The organism is Pseudomonas sp. GM17, assembly GCF_000282175.2.
Taxonomy (GTDB): domain Bacteria; phylum Pseudomonadota; class Gammaproteobacteria; order Pseudomonadales; family Pseudomonadaceae; genus Aquipseudomonas; species Aquipseudomonas chlororaphis.
Genome location: NZ_CP124732.1, coordinates 1,468,090 through 1,487,659 on the forward strand (window position 1 = coordinate 1,468,090; position 19,570 = coordinate 1,487,659).

Below are 19,570 nucleotides of genomic sequence, written 5' to 3' on the forward strand. Positions count from 1 at the left end.
ATACGATGTCCTCGACTGCGTCGAGGGGCGCTGCGCGCCATCCCCCTGATGAACGCCTCCGCTCGGCCTCCCGATGGGGCGGGTAGATCAAGATCAAAAGCCGGGCGCGACCTACCGGTCGGCGCTAAACCCTGTAGCCGCTGCCGAGCCTGCGAGGCTGCGATCGACCCCGCAGGGGGCGCAGGGATTTTGAAACCGCTGGAGGACCTTCGGTCCTATCGCAGCCTCGCAGGCTCGGCAGCGGCTACAGGAAGCGTGGGGGCCGTCAGAGGGAAAGAATGGCAACACATTGAGGGTTGTCGCAGTTTTTTTGCGAAGCCATAGTTGCCCGGTCGCCGACGCATCGGCGGCCGATCTTAGCCGGTCGGAAAGCGAGCCTATGAATGCAGAAATGCTAACCATGGAGCTTCCCAATGACCGAGTTCATCCCCCTACAAAGCAATCTCACCCCCACCCCAATTTTCCACCTCGACCGCAACGCACCCGCAGCCGATCTGCATGGCGGCGCGGTGCAGCGCATCAAGGCCTCGCGCGATCTGATGCACAGCCTCAATTGCCTGAGTGTCAAAGGCGTGGGCGACCAGGATCTGATTCACTTCGTCAACGCCGCCCACCTGTTGCTGCAAGACGGCTGCGACGCGCTGGATGCCTTGCAGTGGCAACTGCAGGCATAAAAAGTCCACTCCAGAAAAAACACGGGCTCACTGTCCCCAGTGAGCCCGCTCGTTCTTGCCGCTTGTAGCTTGCAGCTGCCTCTAGCCTAGATACCCCTTGACCCCGGTAAAGATGATCTGCGCCGCCAGGGCGCAGACGAACAGGCCCATCAGTCGGCTGACGATCTGCAAGCCTTGCTCGCCGAGGATGCGTTCGATGCGGTTGGACAGGTAGAGCACCACGCCGACCGTGAAGCTGGCCAGGGCGATGCTGAGGATCGCGGTGAGTTTGTCGTCCCAGTGCGGCTGGCTGACGCCCATTACCAGCAGGGCGCCGATGGTGCCGGGGCCGACGGTCAGGGGGATGGTCAAGGGCACTATGGTCACGTCCTGCTGCACGTTGTCGGTCTGGATCGCCGACTTGCCCTGGGCCATGCCCAGTGCCGAGATGAACAACACGCTACCGGCGCCGATGCGGAAGGCGTCCACGGTGATGCCGAACACATTGAAGATCACCCGTCCGAACAGATACAGCAGCACGCTGGAGGCCAGGGTCGCCAGGGCGACGTTCCACGCCAGGCGCCGACGCTCCTTGCTGGAGTAGCCGCGAGTCAGGCTGATGAAGCAGGACAGGACGAAGAAGGGGCTGTAGAGCACCAGCATCTTCAGGTACACGCTGAACAGCACATGGAGCATGGCGCAAACTCACAGCGAGGGAGGGCGAGCGGAGTTTAACAGGCGTTTGCCGGACTGTCGGCTCAGGACGGTTGCGCCGTGGTGCGGTTCTGCTGATCGCGCTGCGCCACCCAGTGTTCGATCAGTTCGCGCAGTTGCGACAGCTCCACAGGCTTGGCCATGTGCCCGTCCATGCCGGCCTGCCGCGCGCGCTCCTTGTGCTCGGTGAGGATGTGCGCGGTCAGCGCCACCACCGGCGTGCGCACGCGCTGGTTGCCGACTTCCCAGGCCCGCAGTTGCTGGGTGGCGGAGAAACCGTCGAGGATCGGCATTTCGCAGTCCATCAGCACCAGGTCGTAGCGCTGGGCCTTCATCGCTTGCAGGGCTTCTTCGCCGTTGCTCGCGGTATCGGGCTGCAGGTTGAGCTTGCCGAGCATGCCGCGAATCACCTTGGTGGAGATGCTGTTGTCCTCGGCGACCAGGATGCGGAAGTCACTCGGCACCTTGACCGGCACCGCAACCCCGCTCAGCGAATGGGGCTGATGGGGGACCAGTTGGCCCTTGTTGCGCTGGGTCAGCTCGTCGGCCAGGGTGGTCTTGAGGGTGTAGCCGGCCACCGGTTTGGCGAGAATGCGCTTGACCCCGGCGTTGCGCGCGATGACCTTGCTCGGCGCGTTGCTGATGCCGGTGAGCATGATCAGCAGGATGTCGTGGTTCAGGCTCGGGTCTTCCTTGATCTTGGCCGCCAGTTGCATGCCGGTCATGCCGGGCATGTTCTGGTCGAGCAGCACCACATCGAAGTAGTCGCGCAGGTGCGCCTTGGTGCGCAGCAGGGCCAGGGCTTCCTTGCCCGAAGGCACGGCGCTGACGTTCAGGCCCCAGGCGCTGCATTGCTGCACCAGGACCTTGCGGCAGGTGTCGTTGTCGTCCACCACCAGCACCCGGGCGCCTTGCAGCGGGCCATCCAGGTCGGACGTCGGGTGCTCCAGGCGCTCAGGGTCCAGCGGCAGGGTCAGCCACAGGGTGCTGCCCTGGTTGGCGCTGGTCTTGACCCCGAACTCGCCATGCATCAGCAGGATCAGCTGGCGGGCGATGACCAGGCCGAGATTGCCGCCCAGGCGGGTGCTGGCGAGGAAGTTCTTGCTGTGCAGTTCCGAATGCAGCAGGGCATCGCGCTCTTCGGCTTCCATCGGCTGGCCGCTGTCCTGCACGGCGATGCGCAGGCGCGGTTTGCTGGTGCGCTCGTCCAGCGCGACCACCACCAGGACCTCGCCTTCGTCGGTCTTCTTCAGGGCGTTTTCCAACAGGCTGAGCATGGCCTGGCGCAAGCGCGTCGGGTCGCCGCTGATCACGCGCGGCACCTGCGGCTGGATGAAGCTGATCAGCTCGACGTTCTGCTGCTCGGCCTTGGCGCGGAAAATACTCAGGCAGTCCTCGATCAGTGCATTGAGGTCGAACTGCACGTCGTCCAGCTCGATCTGCCCGGACTCGAGCTTGGAGATGTCGAGGATCTCGTTGATCAGGGTCAGCAGCTCGTTGCCGGCGCTGTGGATGGTCTGCACGTAGTCGCGTTGCTTGACCGACAGTGGCGTGCCCAGCAGCAGCTCGGTCATACCCAGCACGCCATTCATCGGTGTGCGGATCTCGTGGCTAATCTTGGCCAGGAACTCGGCCTTGGCATTGACCTCGGCGTTACTGGCGGCGAGGTCGCGGCTGACGCTGAACTCGTTCTCGGTGATGCTGCGCTGGCGCTCGCCCAGGGCGATGCTCATCGCCAGCCCGCTCAGGCACATGGTTACCAGCAAGGTAATGATCAGGCCCTGGGGCGCGACCATGGTCAGCCCCAGCAACGCTGGCAGCACGATCAACGCACCGATGTTGAAGATGCCCATGCCGGCCACGAAGAAGCGCGCCGGGCGGTAGCCTTTGTGCCAGTGATAACCGGCGATGAACAGCATGCTCAGGCCGACCAGGGCCACCAGGCCGTAGGTGATGAGGTTCAGCGGGAGCGAATCGACGAACAGCAGCAACAGGCTACACAGGCCGACCATCAGGATGTCGACCAGCAGCAGCTTGTTCAGTGGGTGCGGGCCCAGCGGGGCAAAAAAGCGATAGACGAACATCAGCCCGCAAGGGGTGGTCAGCAACAGCGCCAGGTAGGCGCCAGGGGTCTGTATCGCGTGCCAGTCCGGCAGCCAGGGGCCGAACAGGTTGAGCATCAGCGCCAGGCTGAGCATCACCAGGGCTTCGCAGGACGCCAGCCACAGGCTGCTGCGCGAACGGGTGTAGGCGTAGCGCACCAGGTTGTGCAGCATCAGCATGCCCATGCAGCCGAACAGCAGGCCGTACAGCACGCTCTGGCCTTGATTGGCCGCGGTCATGACCGCCGGTTGCAGGGTGATGTAAGGGCGCAACTGATGGTCGGAGACCAGGCGCAGGTAGACATCGAGGGTCTTCTGGTTCTGCGGCAGCGGCAGCATGAAGTCGCTGCTGGGCAAAGGCCGTTCGGCCTGGGGCTGCTGGGTGCCGGAGGTCAGTTGCTCGACCAGGTTGTCGCCGTCCAGCACATACATGTCCAGGCGTGACAGATCGGGCGCGAAGATCCGCAGCAGTTGTTCGTGCTTGCCCGGTTGCAGTTTGAAACGCAGCCATAACGCGCCTCCGGGTTCGGCGGCGGTGATGCGTTCCAGTTCGATCGGGCTGAATTGATTGGTGTAGCGCGGGGAGCGGATATCGCTCAGTTGCAGGTCGGCCTGTTCATCGAGCAAAACGGCCCAGTTACTGCCTTGTGCGGCCTGGGCCGGGATCAAGCAGAGCAGGGTCAGCAGAGTGACGGTGAAACCTATGGCAGTCCTGAGCCAGCGCACGGCGAAATCCCTTCGTAGGTTGATGCCAGATTATAACTATGCGCGGCGCTGGAGCCGTCCGGCAAGGGCCTGGGGCCCTTGCCGGACAGGAAGACAGGATTACTCCTGACTTTCGCCACGCTCGCGGGCAATGGCCCGGTAACCGATGTCTTTGCGGTAGAAGCAGCCTTGCCAATCGATCTTAGCTGCCAGTTGGTAGGCCTGCTGCTGCGCGGCACCCACGCTTTCGCCCAGGGCGGTGGCGCAGAGCACGCGGCCGCCGGAGGTTACCACCTGACCGTCCTTGAGCGCGGTGCCGGCGTGGAAGACTTTGCCTTCCAGTTTGGCGGCCGCGTCCAGGCCTTCGATCACCGCGCCTTTGGCGTAGTCACCAGGATAGCCGCCAGCGGCCAGGACGATGCCCAGGCTCGGACGTGGATCCCATTGCGCTTCGACCTTGTCCAGCGCCTGGGCCAGGGCGGCCTCGACCAGCAGCACCAGGCTCGATTGCAGGCGCAGCATCACCGGTTGGGTTTCCGGATCGCCGAAGCGGCAGTTGAACTCGATGACTTTCGGGTTGCCGGCCTTGTCGATCATCAGGCCGGCGTACAGGAAACCGGTGTAGACGTTGCCTTCGTCGGCCATGCCGCGCACGGTCGGCCAGATCACCTGGTCCATCACGCGCTGGTGCACGTCGGCGGTGACCACCGGGGCAGGGGAGTAGGCCCCCATGCCGCCGGTGTTCGGGCCGCTGTCGCCGTCGCCGACGCGTTTGTGGTCCTGGCTGGTGGCCATGGGCAGCACGTTCTTGCCGTCGACCATGACGATGAAGCTGGCTTCCTCGCCGTCGAGGAACTCTTCGATCACCACGCGCGAACCGGCGTCGCCGAAGGCATTGCCGGCCAGCATGTCGCGCACGGCGTCTTCGGCCTCGCTCAGGGTCATGGCGACGATCACGCCTTTACCGGCGGCCAGGCCGTCGGCCTTGATCACGATCGGCGCGCCTTTTTCCCGCAGATAGGCCAGGGCCGGCTCGATCTCGGTGAAGTTCTGGTAGTCGGCGGTCGGGATCTTGTGGCGTGCCAGGAAATCCTTGGTGAAGGCTTTCGAGCCTTCCAGCTGGGCCGCGCCAGCGGTCGGACCGAAGCAGTCCAGGCCACGGGAGCGGAACAGGTCGACCACGCCAGCCACCAGCGGTACTTCCGGACCGACGATGGTCAGGGACACGTTCTTCTCGGCAAAGTCGGCCAGCTGCTCGAGGGCCAATACGTCGATGGCCACGTTCTCGCACTTGGCCTCGATGGCGGTGCCGGCATTGCCCGGCGCCACGAAGACTTTCTCGACCCGTGGGTCTTGAGCGACTTTCCAGGCCAGGGCGTGTTCACGACCGCCGCTACCAATGATCAGTACATTCATTTCAAAAACCTCGGATGACGCTAATTTGGGGAAGCGCGCAAGCCTGACGTTGTAGCCGCTGCCGCCAGGCTGCGATCAACCGCGAAGCGGTTGCAGGATTTCAGATCGCTGAAGACCCTTCGGGTCTATCGCAGCCTTCGGCAGCGGCTACAGGGGAGGGTGGCGCCCCATTGATGCTTAGTGGCGGAAGTGGCGCATTCCGGTGAATACCATTGCGATTCCGGCTTCGTCGGCGGCGGCGATCACTTCGTTGTCGCGCATCGAGCCGCCTGGCTGGATCACTGCGGTGATGCCGACCTTGGCCGCGTTGTCGATGCCGTCGCGGAACGGGAAGAACGCATCGGACGCCATGACTGCGCCCTGCACTTGCAGGCCGGCGTGTTCAGCCTTGATCGCGGCGATACGGGCGGAGTTCACGCGGCTCATCTGGCCGGCGCCGACGCCGATGGTCTGACGGTTCTTGGCGTAGACGATGGCGTTGGATTTGACGAACTTGGCCACTTTCCAGGCGAAGATCAGGTCGTGGATTTCCTGTTCGGTCGGGGCGCGCTTGGTCACCACTTTCAGGTCGTCGGCGCCGATCATGCCGATATCGCGGCTCTGCACCAGCAGGCCACCGTTGACGCGCTTGTAGTCCCAGGCCGGAACGCGGTCCGCCGACCACTCGCCGCAGGCCAGCAGGCGCACGTTGGCTTTGGCTGCCACCACGGCGCGAGCTTCTTCGCTGACGCTTGGGGCAATGATCACTTCAACGAACTGACGCTCGACGATGGCCTTGGCGGTCTCGGCGTCCAGTTCGCGGTTGAAGGCGATGATGCCGCCGAAGGCCGATTCGGTGTCGGTGGCGTAGGCCAGTTCGTAGGCCTGGCGGATACCGCCTTCGGCGTCCGGGCTCACGGCCACGCCGCACGGGTTGGCGTGCTTGACGATCACGCAGGCCGGCTTGACGAAGCTCTTCACGCATTCCAGTGCGGCGTCGGTGTCGGCCACGTTGTTGTACGACAGTTCCTTGCCTTGCAGCTGGGTGGCGGTGGCGATGCCGACTTCGGCAGGCTTGGCTTCCACGTAGAACGCCGCGCTCTGGTGCGGGTTCTCGCCGTAGCGCATTTCCTGGGCCTTGATGAACTGGCTGTTGAAGGTGCGCGGGAATTCGCTGCGGCCGGAGGTCGAGAGGGTTTCGGCCGCCTGGTTCACGGTGCCCATGTAGTTGGCGATCATGCCGTCATAGGCCGCGGTGTGTTCGAAGGCCTTGAGCATCAGGTCGAAACGCTGGGCGTAGGTCAGGCCGCCGGCCTTGAGGCTTTCCAGCACCTGGCCGTAATCGCTGGCGTTGACCACGATGGCCACGTCTTTGTGGTTCTTGGCCGCCGAACGGACCATGGTCGGGCCGCCGATGTCGATGTTCTCGATGGCGGTCGGCAGGTCGCAGCCCGGCTTGGAGATGGTGGCTTCGAACGGGTAGAGGTTGACCGCTACCAGGTCGATCGGCTTGATGCCGTGCTCGTTCATGATGGCGTCGTCGATACCGCGACGACCGAGGATACCGCCGTGGATTTTCGGGTGCAGGGTCTTCACCCGGCCGTCCATCATTTCCGCGAAACCGGTGTAATCCGCGACTTCCACTGCGGCCACGCCGTTGTCCTGCAGCAGTTTGAAGGTCCCGCCGGTGGAGAGGATCTCCACGCCCAGGGCTTCCAGCTCCTTGGCGAATTCGAGGATCCCGGTCTTGTCGGAAACACTGATCAAGGCGCGGCGGATCGGCAGGCGGGTAGTCTGGTCGGTCATCTCAATTTCCATCAAAAGCAAAGGAGTCAGCAAAAAAGGCGACCGGTTTTACGCGGGCGCCTTTCTGGTTTGATTGAATGCTTACAGCAAATCGTACTGCTTGAGTTTCTTGCGCAGGGTGCCGCGGTTCAGACCGAGCAGCTCGCTGGCCTTGGTCTGGTTGCCCTTGACGTAGTTCATCACGCTTTCGAGCAAAGGAGCCTCGACTTCGGAGAGCACCAGGTTGTACACGTCCGTGACGGCCGCGCCCTCAAGGTGGGCGAAATAATTGTGCAGCGCCTTCTCGACACTCCCGCGAAGGGTCTGGCCTTCTTCGCTCGGCGTATTGAGGTGCTGTTTCAAATTCACGTTGTCGCTCACGGGTGCTGTTCCACTCACTAAAGTCTCGGTCATCATCGTCATGCGGCCACCCCTTCTCCGTCCCCTGTCACCAGGCTCTTGTAACGCTCGGCAAAGAACTCACGAACGTTGGCGCACTGTGCTTCCGTATCTTCCAAACGATTGAAGTGGGCGCGAAACTCCCTGGCGCCCGGCAGAGTTGCGAGATACCAGCCCACATGCTTGCGAGCAATGCGTACGCCCATGACATCGCCATAGAAGGCATGCAGCGCGGCCAGATGCTCAAGCAGAATACGTTCCACCTCGAACAGCTCAGGTGCCGGCAGGGTTTGACCGGTACGCAGAAAATGTTCGATCTCACGAAAAATCCATGGCCGCCCCTGAGCGGCCCGGCCAATCAACAGCCCGTCGGCACCGGTAGCGTCGAGGACGTAGCGGGCCTTCTCGGGCGAGTCGATATCGCCGTTGGCGAAGACCGGGATCGACACCGCCTGCTTGATCGCAGCGATGGTGTCGTACTCGGCAACGCCCGTGTACAGGTCGGCCCGGGTCCGGCCATGGACCGCCAATGCCGTGATGCCTGCCTGTTCGGCGATCTTCGCCACCGTCAGGCCGTTCTTGTTCGCCCGGTCCCAGCCGGTACGGATCTTCAGGGTGACCGGCACATCGACTGCGGCCACCACGGCCTGCAGGATCTCGTTCACCAGATCTTCATCTTTCAGTAACGCGGAGCCGGCGGCCTTGTTGCAGACCTTCTTCGCCGGGCAACCCATGTTGATATCAATAATCTGTGCGCCCAACTCGACGTTGGCGCGGGCGGCATCCGCCAGCATCTGTGCATCGCCACCGGCGATCTGTACCGAGCGCGGCTCGGGATCGCCCTCGTGGATCATGCGCAGGCGCGATTTGCGACTGTTCCACAAACTCATGTCGCTGGTGACCATTTCCGAGACTACAAGGCCTGCACCCAGCCGCTTGCAAAGCTGACGAAAGGGCTGGTCGGTGACGCCCGCCATGGGGGCGAGAATCAAGCCGTTGTGCAATGTATATGGGCCGATGCGTACCGCCGACATAGGACTTCCCTGTTGTGGGGCCGGATCATGAGAGTTCGAAAAAGGGTTGGCATGATACCCGCTCTCGATGACTGGATAAAGGCTGAATTGGATAAAATCTGAACAGTTATTCTGTTATTGCCAACGGTTTGGTCCGCTGGGCAGCAGTCAGAAAACCGCCGTCAATCCCGGGCGGCCTTTGCTCGGATGGCGCGCCTTACTCGGGCGAGTGAAAGCTTAGGCTGTAGTTGACGGCCTTGGGGCCCGGATCGAGGATGTCCAGCGCGATATGGATCGGTGTCTGCGGCGGCATCTCCGACACCCCTTCGAGCTCACCCTTGACGTATTCGCCGGGTTTGAAGCGACGACTGGCGATCAGATGGCCGTTGAGGTCGGCGAAACGCAGTTCCAGCAGCGGGAAGGGCTGGGAGAACGGCGCGCGGTTGTAGATGATCGCATCCACCACCAGGGCGCCGCTGAAGTCCGGGTGGCTGCGCACCACCAGGTTGCTGCTTTTGATGCGGCCGATATCGACCTTCGAGGGCACCGTGCAGCCCAGTTTCGGGCAAAACTGCTGGAACCAGGGGCGGTACTGGTCCTGGCGCGCCAGTTCGTCGAAGTGATAGGCGATGTACTGGCCCGCCAGGCCGGCGGCGGCCAGCAGGATCAACAGGCTCCAGAGCAGGCGGCGGCCCCAGGGCGAGCGGCGTTTTTGCCAGTCCAGCTGGATCGGGTCGTCTTCCAGGTCCAGCAGCACGGCGTCCGGCGCCTCGGGCTCGGCGCGCCGACGCTTGTTGCGTGGCGCCGGGCTGGCTGGCGGCTCGATCTCATCGGGCTCGTCGGCCTTCAGGGAACCGTGCGCTGGCGTGGGCTCCAGGTCGTCGTCCAGGAGCAGGGAGGGCGCCTTGGGTTCGTCTTCCAGATCGTCCAGGTTGAAGGACAGCGACGGTTCGGTACGCCCGGAGCGGCCGGCGTCGACGGGCGGCTGCTCAGGTTTTTCGTCCAGGTCGCCGTTGGTGCCTGGTGGCTGGCTGAACAGGCTGTCGGGCCAGTGTTCCTCTTCGGCATCCGGCTGGTCGCGGCGGGCGCTGAGGGCGTCTTCCCTGGAGGCGCGTTCCTGGCCGAAGGCCTTGGTCGGCTGGATTTCCCGTTGTTCGAGCTTGGCCAGTTCCTCGTCCAGGTCGAGGCTGTCCAGGTCGAGCTCGGTGGCACTCCACTGCTTCTGGCTGATGGCGCGCGGTGGCGGCGGGGTCGGCGGTTCAGCAGGGGCCGTCGGTGCGGGAGGTGTGACGACAGCGTCCTTGCCAGCGCGTTGCTCAAGCAACTGCCGTGCGGCGTTGAACACCTGCAGGCACGAGCCGCAGCGCACCACGCCACGGGCCACGCTCAACTGGGCGTGGCTGACGCGGAAGCTGGTTTGGCAATGCGGACACTGGGTGACGAAACTGTCGGTCATGCGGCGATCCGGTTTATACAGGCGGCCATTCTAGCGCCGACGGCCGGTGATGCGTACCCAGCCATCGAGGTTGGCGATCGGATCCAGGTCGAAGTCCCGGGCGTAGGCGGCAGCGACTTCCTCACCCTGTTCGGCGAGGATGCCCGACAACGCCAGGCGTCCACCGCTCTTGACCAGGCTGGACAGTTGCGGCGCCAGGGCGACCAGCGGGCCGGCGAGAATGTTGGCGACTAGCACGTCCGCTTGGACCTGCGGCAGGTCTTGCGGCAGATAGAGCGGGAACAGCGCTTCGGCGATGTTGTTGCGCCCGGCGTTGTCGCGGGAGGCTTCCAGGGCCTGCACGTCGATGTCCGTGCCCACCGCCTGTTTGGCGCCCAGCAGCAGGGCGGCGATCGCCAGGATCCCGGAACCGCAACCGAAGTCCAGCACGTTGCAGCCTTTCAGGTCCTGACCGTCGAGCCATTCCAGGCACAGGGCGGTGGTCGGGTGCGTGCCGGTGCCGAAGGCCAGGCCCGGATCGAGCAACAGGTTGACCGCGTCCGGCTCGGGAGCGGCGTGCCAGCTCGGGACGATCCACAGGCGCTGGCCGAAACGCATCGGCTGAAAGTTGTCCATCCAGCTGCGTTCCCAGTCCTGGTCTTCGATCACTTCGCTGTGATGTTCGGGCAGCGGGCTGCCGGTCAGCAGCTCAAGGTGGGCCAGCACGCTGGCGGCCTCGGTGCCGTCTTCGAACAGGGCCAGCAGGTGAGTGTGGTTCCACAGCGGGGTGGTGTTGAGTTCCGGTTCGAAGATCGGCTGATCCTCGGCGTCCATGAAGGTCACCGAAACGGCGCCGACTTCGAGAAAAGCGTCTTCGTAGGTTTCGGCTTGTTCTGGGCTGATGGCGAGACGGACTTGCAGCCAAGGCATGGCGGGCACCTTTGAAATATGTAATGTGCAGCCTAGCGGGCTGCGAGAAGCGCGCAAGTTTACGCGAGCGAGGCGCAGAAGACGACACGCCAGGCGCCATTTCCACTTGCCCGCACCGCCTCTCTGTAGAAGCGAGCTTGCTCGCGATGCCTGCAAGGGCGCCGCATAACACCAGGAAAATGCGCGCTGTCGCTGATGGCCCTATCGCGAGCAGGCTCGCTCCTACAAGGGGGCAGAAACGACAAGGCCGCTCGAAAGCGGCCTTGTCGTTCTGGTGCGGTGTCGATCAGTGTTGACCGGCCAGCTTGTGCTCCAGGTAGTGAATGTTCACGCCCCCTTTGCAGAAGCCTTCGTCACGGGTCAGGTCGCGGTGCAGCGGGATGTTGGTCTTGATCCCGTCGACCACGATTTCGTCCAGCGCATTGCGCATGCGCGCCATGGCTTCTTCACGGGTTGCCCCGTAAGTGATCAGCTTGCCGATCAACGAGTCGTAGTTCGGTGGAACCGCGTAACCGCTGTACAGGTGCGAGTCGACGCGCACGCCATTGCCGCCCGGAGCATGGAAATGCTTGACCGTGCCTGGGCTTGGCATGAAGGTTTTCGGGTCTTCGGCGTTGATCCGGCATTCCAGGGCATGGCCACGAATGACCACGTCCTTCTGGGAGATCGACAGCTTGTTGCCAGCGGCGATGCTCAGCATCTCCTTGACGATGTCGACGCCAGTGACCATTTCCGATACCGGGTGCTCTACCTGCACGCGAGTGTTCATCTCGATGAAGTAGAAACGGCCGTTCTCGTACAGGAACTCGAAGGTGCCGGCGCCGCGGTAGCCGATGTCGATGCACGCCTTGACGCAGCGGGCGAAGACTTCCTGGCGCGCGGTTTCGTCGATGCCCGGAGCCGGCGCTTCTTCAAGCACCTTCTGGTGACGACGCTGCAGGGAGCAGTCGCGGTCGCCCAGGTGGATCGCGTTGCCCTGGCCGTCGGACAGCACCTGGACTTCCACGTGACGTGGGTTGGTCAGGAACTTCTCCAGGTAGACCATCGGGTTGCCGAACGCCGCGCCCGCTTCGGAGCGGGTCAGCTTGGCCGAGGAGATCAGGTCTTCTTCTTTATGCACCACGCGCATGCCGCGACCACCGCCGCCGCCAGCGGCCTTGATGATCACCGGGTAGCCGACTTCACGGCCGATGCGCAACGCGGTTTCTTCGTCTTCCGGCAGCGGGCCGTCGGAACCGGGAACCGTAGGTACGCCGGCAGCGATCATGGCGTGCTTGGCCGATACCTTGTCGCCCATCAGGCGAATGGTCTCGGCTTTCGGGCCGATGAAGGCGAAGCCGGAGTTCTCGACCTGCTCGGCGAAGTCGGCGTTTTCCGCGAGGAAGCCGTAGCCTGGGTGAATGGCGGTGGCGCCGGTCACTTCGGCGGCCGCGATGATCGCCGGAATGTGCAGGTAGGAGTGCGCGGCGGAGGCCGGGCCGATGCAGACGGATTCGTCCGCCAGACCCAGGTGCATCAGTTCCTTGTCGGCCTTGGAGTAAACGGCGACGGTCTTGATACCCATCTCTTTGCAGGCACGCAGAATCCGCAGGGCGATTTCACCGCGGTTGGCGATCAGAACTTTTTCCAACTTCGCAGACATCGTTGGCTCTCCGCGGTTCAAACGATGGTGAACAGCGGTTGGTCGTACTCAACCGGCTGGCCGTCTTCGACGAGGATGGATTCGATCACACCGCTGGTTTCAGCTTCGATGTGGTTCATCATCTTCATGGCTTCGACGATGCACAGGGTGTCGCCTTTCTTCACGCTCTGGCCGACTTCAACGAAGGCTGGCGAGGTTGGCGAGGATTTGCGGTAGAAGGTGCCGACCATCGGCGAACGGGCAACGGTGCCGTTCAGCGCTGGGGCAGCTGGAGCTGCTGGTGCGGCAGCGGCGGCCGGAGCGGCAGCGGCAGGCGCGGCAACTGGAGCAGCCATCGGTGCCGGTGCGTAGTACTGCTGGGCTGGAGTCTTGCTGTGGCGGCTGATGCGTACGGACTCTTCGCCTTCCTTGATCTCGAGCTCGTCGATGCCGGACTCTTCCAGCAGTTCGATCAGTTTCTTAACTTTACGGATATCCATGAATCATCAACTCCCAAGGGTCGGTCAGGGGCGTTTAGCTTGTTGTTCAAGCTGCTCTAGTGCGGCCTCCAGGGCCAGTCGGTAACCGCTGGCGCCAAGGCCGCAGATCACTCCCACCGCAACGTCGGAGAAGTAGGAGTGATGGCGGAAAGGTTCGCGTTTGTGCACGTTAGACAAATGCACTTCGATGAATGGGATGCTCACCGCCAGCAGCGCGTCACGTAATGCGACGCTTGTATGCGTAAAAGCTGCTGGATTGATCAGAATGAAGTCCACGCCTTCATCGCGGGCGGCGTGGATACGGTCGATCAATTCGTACTCGGCGTTGCTTTGCAGGTAGAGCAAATGGTGGCCGGCCTCGCGGGCCCGGCGTTCCAGGTCCTGATTGATCTCAGCCAGGGTGACTGCACCGTAGACCCCCGGTTCACGGGTGCCGAGCAGGTTCAGGTTGGGTCCGTGAAGAACCAGTAGGGTCGCCATCTGCCGTTCCTTGTTATTGCGCAGTGATTGGAATGTGCGGTTATCAGAACCCGGCGACTATGCCGCAAAGCCTTTGTGACTGTCCAGTTCTCTGCAATAGGCAGCACGATGACCGATGTTTACCTAAAATATGTGACCAACTGACTAAATCCGGTCATTTGCTGCAGCAATGCGTTCAGCGAAGTCTGCGGCGCTGATTTCGCCGACCACACGCACATCGGCACGTTCGACGCCATCTTTGCCGAAGAACATCAGCGCCGGCGGGCCGAACAGTTGGTAGCGGTCCAGCAGGGCGCGCTGTTCGCGGTTGCTGGCGGTGATATCGAAGCGCACCAGGCGGTAGTCCCGCAGGCGTTCGACGACCTGGCGGTCGTTGAGCACCTCGCGTTCGATGACTTTGCAACTGATGCACCAGTCGGCGTACCAGTCGAGGAGCAGCGGGGTACCGGCATTCCGGGCATCGGCCAGGGCCTGCTCCAGCTCACCGGGGGTGGTGACGGTCTGCCACTGGCCGGCGCTGGTTTGCCCGGCGCTGTTGCTGGTGGCCGCGACCGGTGGGCGGGCGAGTGGGCTGAACGGATCGGTCTGGCCGCTGAACGCGCCGTACCAGCAGGCCAGGGCATAAAACAGCAGGAACAGCCCGCACAGCTGCGCCAGGCGCGCGCGCGGTGCCTTGTAGACAAACTCCAGGGCACCGAGAAACAGGCCGGCGCCGGCCGCCAGCGCGCCAATCAGCAACAGGCTGATCTGGCCCGGCAAGACCCGGCTCAGCAGGCCGATCGCCAGGCCGAGCAACAGCACGCCAATGGCGTTTTTCACGTAGACCAGCCATGGTCCGCTTTTCGGCAGCCAGGCCGCGCCGCCGGTGGCCACCAGCAACAGCGGCGCGCCCATGCCCAGGCCCAGGGCGAACAGTTTCAGGGCACCGCCCAGGGCGTCGCCGCTGGCGCTGATATACAGCAGGGCGCCTGCCAGCGGCGCCGAAACGCAGGGCGATACCAGCAGGCTGGACACCACCCCGAGAATCGCCGCGCCCCACAGCGAGCCACCTTCGGTGCGCCCGGCGATGCGTTCCAGGCGCTGGCTGATAAAGCGCGGAAGCTTGAGTTCGAAGACATCGAACATCGCCAGGGCGAACACGACGAAGAACAACGCAAAGGGCACCAGCACCCAGGCCGATTGCAGGCGTGCTTGCAAATTGAGCTGGGCGCCGAACAGCCCCATCAAGGCGCCGAGCAGGGCGAAACAGGCGGCCATCGGCAACACGTAGGCGAGCGACAGATTGAAGCCGCGCCAGCCGCCGACCTGGCCCTTGAGGACCACACCGGACAGGATCGGCAGCATCGGCAGGACGCAGGGGGTGAAGGTCAGGCCGATGCCGGCCAGGAAGAACAGCGCCAGTTCGCGCCAGCTCCAGGCGGTTTTCCCATTATCGGTAGCGGGGCCGCCGGCACTTGAGGCATTTGCCGAAGAGGCCGCGGCATCGATCTGCAAACGCTCGGTTTCCGGTGGATAACACAGGCCCTTGTCGGCGCAGCCCTGGTAGGTCACGGCCAGGGTGAAGCCTCGTTGGTCCGTGGCGCTGCGCGGCAGTTCGACATCGACAATGCCGTGGTAGACCTCGACGTCGCCGAAAAACTCATCGTGTTTCTGTTCGCCCTTGGGCAGTTGGGCGGCACCCAGGGTGATATCGGCGGGCTCGGCGCGGAACTGGAAGCGGTGGCGATAGAGGTAGTAACCCTCGGTGGCGACGAAACGCAGCTTGATCGACTGCGGCGTGCTTTGCAGCAGGCTCAGTTGGAACGCTTCGCGCACCGGCAGGAAGTCGGCGCTGTTATTGATCGAGCCCAGGGTTGAGCTGGGGCGGCTGTCCAGCAACCCGGCGGCGGTCGCCGGCAGGGCAAGCACAAACAGCATCAGGCAAAGCAGGCGACGCATGGCAATCTCGCGAATCGAAGGTGTGCGCATGATAGCGGAGAGCGGTGGGGTATGCGTATGCGCCCCGTAGCCGCTGCCGAGCCTGCGACCGCGTTCTTTCAGGCAACCTGCATAGGCCGGTTTTGCGAGGACTGCGTCCTCGATCGCAGCCTCGCAGGCTCGGCAGCGGCTACAGGGCTAGACGCGGAACGCCTGCACCGCCGTGTGCAGCTGGCCGCCCAGGGCCAGCAGGTTCTCGCCTTGTTCGCGGCCTTCGCCGATGCGTTGCAGGTTATCCCCGCCCAATTGATGGATGCGCTCGCTGTGGTCGCGGATTTCGCTGACGGCGCCGCTTTGCTGGGCTGTGACATCGGCGATGCGGATGGCGGTATCGGAAATGGTCTGGATCGCCCCGACGATTTCATCCAGTGCACCGTCGGCGGCCTGGGCCTGGCTGGCCGTGGCTTCGGCATGTTCGACCTGGGCGCGCATGCCTTCCACCGATTGCCGGGCAGCGGCCTGCAGGCCGGCGATCAGGGTCTGGATCTCGGCGGTGGCACCCGCCGTGCGTTGGGCCAGGGAGCGCACCTCTTCGGCGACCACGGCAAAACCGCGGCCCATTTCCCCGGCTCGCGCGGCTTCGATGGCGGCGTTCAGGGCCAGCAGGTTGGTCTGGTCGGCAATGGAACGGATCACCGTGAGCACGCCGCCGATGGTTGCCGACTCCTCGGCCAGCTGTTCGATCATCTGCGCGTTGCCTTGCACTTCGCCGACCAGGGCATGCAACCCGGTCAGGCTCAGGCCGATCACTTTCTGCCCCTGTTCCACCGCCATTCCGGCACTGCGGCTGGCATCGGCGGCCTGGCTGGCATCGCCGGCGACTTGCTGGATGGTCGCTTCCAGCTCGCCCAGGGCGTCGCGGATCTGCGCGGTGTCGCCGGCCTGGCGCTCGGCCCCGCCGTGCAGGCCACTGCTCAGTTCCGCCAGGGCGCGGCTGCTGCCGGCGACCTGTTCGGCGTTCTGCCGGATGGTGCCCACCAGGTCCACCAGGTAGGCGCGAAGGCGGTTCAGGGATTCTTCGATGTCGTGCAGTTCGCGGTTGGTCCGGCCCAGCTGGATGTCGCGGCTGAAGTCGCCTTCGGCCCAGGTCGACAGGGCCGGCGCCAGATTGGTCAGGACCCGTGCCAGCCGACGCTGCAAGGTGTCGATCAGCAGGGCGATCAGCAGGATCAGGCCGATCATCAGGCCCTGCATCAGCCGCACTTCGCCCTGAATCTGCCCGTGCTGGGCGCGCACGACCGGTTCCAGTTCGGCGATGGCCTGCTGCACGGCGGTGATTTTCAGGTGGGTGGCGGCGCTGAGGTCGGCGCGTTTCTGGATCTGTTCGCGGGTGCGGTTCAGCTCGGCGGGGTAGCGGCCGAGCAGGCTGTTGAGTTCGCGCTTGAGGCCGATGCCGGCGTCTTCGACGGCGGCCTTCTCAGTGTTCTCCAGGCCCATCATGGCCGCGAAATCATCGGTGTTCGACGCATTGCTGGCCGCGACACCGAGCAACGGCAGGGTTTCCAGCTGCTCGGCCTGGGCGCGCATGTTGCTCACTTCGCGCTCGACATCGGCGGCCAGTTCGCTGCGGCCGCTGCTCACCAGTTTGTCGCGGGCCAGGGACAGCTTGCCCAGGTGCTGGGAGGCGGTCAGCAGCAACGGCAGGTAGGTCGCGGCGCTCGGATTGCTGGCCGCCCCGGTCGCGTACTGGCTCAGTTGTTCGAGGCTGGCCCCCAGCTCGCGCTCGGCCTGCAGCAGCAGCGCTTGCGGATCGCCGGCCAGTTTGCCGGCGGCCAGCAGGTCGGTCTTGCTGAACTCGGCCAGGCCCGACAGGCTCGGGCGCAGGCTTTGCGCCAGTTCCGCGGGCAGTTCGTCGAGCTGGGCCTGCTGGGTTTCGATGGCCTGGCTGGCGCTGCTCAGGCGCAGGGCGTCGCCGCTGGCCAGGTAGTCCTCGATGTTGCGCGCCACCTGGTTCTGGAACTGCTGGGACAGCCCCAGGTAGCGCTCCATCAATAGGTAGGGGCGCTCGAGGGCGCGTTGCGACCACCAGAGCGTTGCGCCCAGGGCCAGGCAAACGGCAACTAATAGCAGGGTATTGAGATTGGTCAGCAGCTTCAGGCGCATCGCGTCCTACCAACGACTTGAATGGTAAGCGCCTGAACTTATTGCGTTTGTATTACAAGGTTATGACCGAATCAGTGGATTCTGGTGAAAAAGTGGCGCTTTGATGGCGCGCTGCCTGGACCCGGTTGCGCCCGCTGTCCTTGGCGCGGTAGAGCGCTTCGTCGGCCTGGCTGGCCATCATCAGGCTGTCGGAGTCTTCCCGCAGTTCGACCACTCCGGCGCTGAAGGTGCACCACAGGTCCTGGGGCTGGGCCGGGTAATGGATTTCGGCAAAGCGCTGGCGGATTTCATCCAGCACCTTGCAGGCCGCTTCCAGGTCGGTGTCGGGCATGACGATGGCGAATTCTTCGCCACCGTAGCGGCCGATGAAGTCGGTCTTGCGCAGGCGTTGCTTGAGAAACAGCGCCAGGCTCTTGATCACCCGGTCGCCCATGGGGTGGCCGTGGCTGTCGTTGACCCGCTTGAAGTGGTCGATATCCAGCATGGCGAAGCTCAGCGGCTTGTTTTCGCGGCGCGCGCGGAAGCTGCAGTCTTCGAGCAGTTGCAGGATATGGGTGTGGTTGTACAGCCCGGTGAGGCTGTCGCGGACCATGCGCGCCTTGAGGTTGCGCGCGCGGGCGGCGCGGTTGCGCACGGTGGTGATCAGGTGGCGCGGCTTGATCGGCTTGGTCAGGAAGTCGTCGCCGCCTTCGCTCATGGCGTCCAGCTGCTTGTCCAGGTCGTCTTCGGCCGACAGGTAGATGATCGGCACGCTGACATAACGGTCGTTATGGCGGATTACCTTGGCCAGCTCGGTGCCGGTACAGGCCGGCATGTACATGTCGAGGATGATCAGGTCCGGCTGGAAGTCGGCCAGTTCGGCCATGGCCTGGATCGGTTCGATCAGGGTCCGGGTGATGATCCCGGCGCTGTTGAGCAGGCGCTCGGTGTGCAGGGCCTGGGCGCGGGAGTCGTCGATGATCAGCACTTTATAAGGTTCGTACTGGGCGACGCAGGTGAGGATCTCGATCTTCTCCAGCAGGCTCGAGGCTTCCAGGGTGCCGGTGAGGAACTCCTGGCCGCCGGCGCGCACGGCGGCCAGGCGGGTCGGGGTGTCGGTTTCGTGGAGGCTGAAGAACAGCAGGGGCAGCTTCTGCTCCAGGCCTTCCTGGGCTTCGGCGGCCAGTTGCAGGCCCATGCCGTTGCCGCAGAAGTCGACGTCAATGACGATCGCCGCCGGCAAGCGCTCGACCATCGAGGAGCGAAACGCGGCGATGCTGTCCAGGGACTGGGCGCTGAGGCCGAAGAATTCCAGCTGCTTGGCCAGGCGCTCGCCGCGATCGTGGTCTTGCAGCATCACGTAGATCGGCTTGCGCAGGGGCGGCAGGAAGGTCTGCTCCAACTGGTCGCCATGGCGCAGGCCGGTGCGCGACAGGCGTTGCATCAGGCGGTTGAGGTCGGTGATCAGGCCGCTGCTCAGGCGTCCGCGGTTGGCGTCCACCGCTTCCAGCGAGTCGCTGATGCTGCGTGCCAGCTGGGTATGTTCGGGTTGTTCGAAACGTTCGGCGAAACGCAGCAGGCGCAGGTTGGCCTCGCTGAGTTCGGACATGTCGGCGGTCGACCATTCGCTGCGCTGCAGGCGCTGCCATATCTCGAGGATCTGACGAGCCTGGTGAATGACCCGCTGGGCAAAGTGGTGCTTGAGGCGCTCACGGCTGGGGTCTTCTGGCTCGGTCATATCCTGACTACTAGTTAGGGTGCATGCTGAGATCGACTGGT

The 19,570-nt window shown here is 63.8% G+C and carries 14 protein-coding genes and 1 pseudogene; 1 reads left to right on the plus strand and 14 read right to left on the minus strand.

Annotation, left to right across the window (positions count from 1 at the left end; genetic code table 11):
- The first annotated feature begins 413 nt into the window (after positions 1–413).
- The gene (locus PMI20_RS06570; protein WP_007923491.1) at positions 414–674 is read left to right on the plus strand and encodes a hypothetical protein; all 261 of its coding nucleotides are present in this window, start codon (positions 414–416) and stop codon (positions 672–674) included.
- Between the two features lie 81 nt (positions 675–755).
- Here PMI20_RS06570 and tspR read toward each other — a convergent pair whose 3' ends face one another.
- From tspR to PMI20_RS06640, 14 genes and pseudogenes are all read right to left on the minus strand, one after another.
- On the minus strand, positions 756–1,349 hold the full coding sequence (gene tspR / locus PMI20_RS06575) for a type III secretion system genes modulator TspR (RefSeq protein WP_007923493.1): 594 nt from the start codon (positions 1,347–1,349) through the stop codon (positions 756–758).
- 62 nt (positions 1,350–1,411) lie between these two features.
- Entirely contained in the window at positions 1,412–4,195 is a 2,784-nt protein-coding gene (locus PMI20_RS06580; protein ID WP_284172022.1) for a hybrid sensor histidine kinase/response regulator, read from the minus strand.
- A gap of 99 nt (positions 4,196–4,294) precedes the next feature.
- Complete coding sequence (purD, locus tag PMI20_RS06585; RefSeq protein WP_007921652.1) at positions 4,295–5,590, minus strand: phosphoribosylamine--glycine ligase; 1,296 nt, start codon at positions 5,588–5,590, stop codon at positions 4,295–4,297.
- Positions 5,591–5,767: 177 nt separating this feature from the next.
- Positions 5,768–7,375, minus strand: coding sequence for a bifunctional phosphoribosylaminoimidazolecarboxamide formyltransferase/IMP cyclohydrolase (gene purH / locus PMI20_RS06590; RefSeq protein ID WP_007921651.1), 1,608 nt, complete (start codon positions 7,373–7,375; stop codon positions 5,768–5,770).
- 81 nt (positions 7,376–7,456) lie between these two features.
- Positions 7,457–7,777 carry a DNA-binding transcriptional regulator Fis gene (fis, locus tag PMI20_RS06595; RefSeq protein WP_007921650.1) on the minus strand — a complete coding sequence of 107 codons (321 nt, stop codon included), beginning with the start codon at positions 7,775–7,777 and terminating at the stop codon, positions 7,457–7,459.
- On the minus strand, positions 7,774–8,787 hold the full coding sequence (dusB, locus tag PMI20_RS06600; RefSeq protein WP_007921649.1) for a tRNA dihydrouridine synthase DusB: 1,014 nt from the start codon (positions 8,785–8,787) through the stop codon (positions 7,774–7,776). Before dusB ends, fis begins: the two co-directional genes overlap by 4 nt.
- Positions 8,788–8,983: 196 nt before the next feature.
- On the minus strand, positions 8,984–10,222 hold the full coding sequence (locus PMI20_RS06605) for a DUF3426 domain-containing protein (protein ID WP_007921648.1): 1,239 nt from the start codon (positions 10,220–10,222) through the stop codon (positions 8,984–8,986).
- Positions 10,223–10,252: 30 nt separating this feature from the next.
- Positions 10,253–11,131 (minus strand): 50S ribosomal protein L11 methyltransferase, encoded by an 879-nt coding sequence (gene prmA / locus PMI20_RS06610; protein WP_007921647.1) that lies wholly within the window; start codon positions 11,129–11,131, stop codon positions 10,253–10,255.
- 286 nt (positions 11,132–11,417) lie between these two features.
- Positions 11,418–12,773, minus strand: coding sequence for an acetyl-CoA carboxylase biotin carboxylase subunit (gene accC / locus PMI20_RS06615; protein ID WP_007921646.1), 1,356 nt, complete (start codon positions 12,771–12,773; stop codon positions 11,418–11,420).
- A 17-nt stretch (positions 12,774–12,790) separates the two neighbouring features.
- Positions 12,791–13,252 (minus strand): acetyl-CoA carboxylase biotin carboxyl carrier protein, encoded by a 462-nt coding sequence (gene accB / locus PMI20_RS06620; protein ID WP_007921645.1) that lies wholly within the window; start codon positions 13,250–13,252, stop codon positions 12,791–12,793.
- Between the two features lie 24 nt (positions 13,253–13,276).
- Positions 13,277–13,732, minus strand: coding sequence for a type II 3-dehydroquinate dehydratase (aroQ, locus tag PMI20_RS06625; protein ID WP_007921644.1), 456 nt, complete (start codon positions 13,730–13,732; stop codon positions 13,277–13,279).
- A 144-nt stretch (positions 13,733–13,876) separates the two neighbouring features.
- A complete protein-coding gene (locus tag PMI20_RS06630; RefSeq protein WP_007921643.1) occupies positions 13,877–15,670 on the minus strand; it encodes a protein-disulfide reductase DsbD in 1,794 nt (597 codons plus the stop codon).
- 177 nt (positions 15,671–15,847) lie between these two features.
- Positions 15,848–16,354: pseudogene (locus PMI20_RS30900) on the minus strand (methyl-accepting chemotaxis protein); the annotation flags it as partial.
- Positions 16,355–17,864: 1,510 nt separating this feature from the next.
- Positions 17,865–19,529, minus strand: a complete 1,665-nt coding sequence (locus tag PMI20_RS06640; RefSeq protein WP_007921641.1) for a response regulator — start codon at positions 19,527–19,529, stop codon at positions 17,865–17,867.
- Positions 19,530–19,570: the final 41 nt, after the last annotated feature.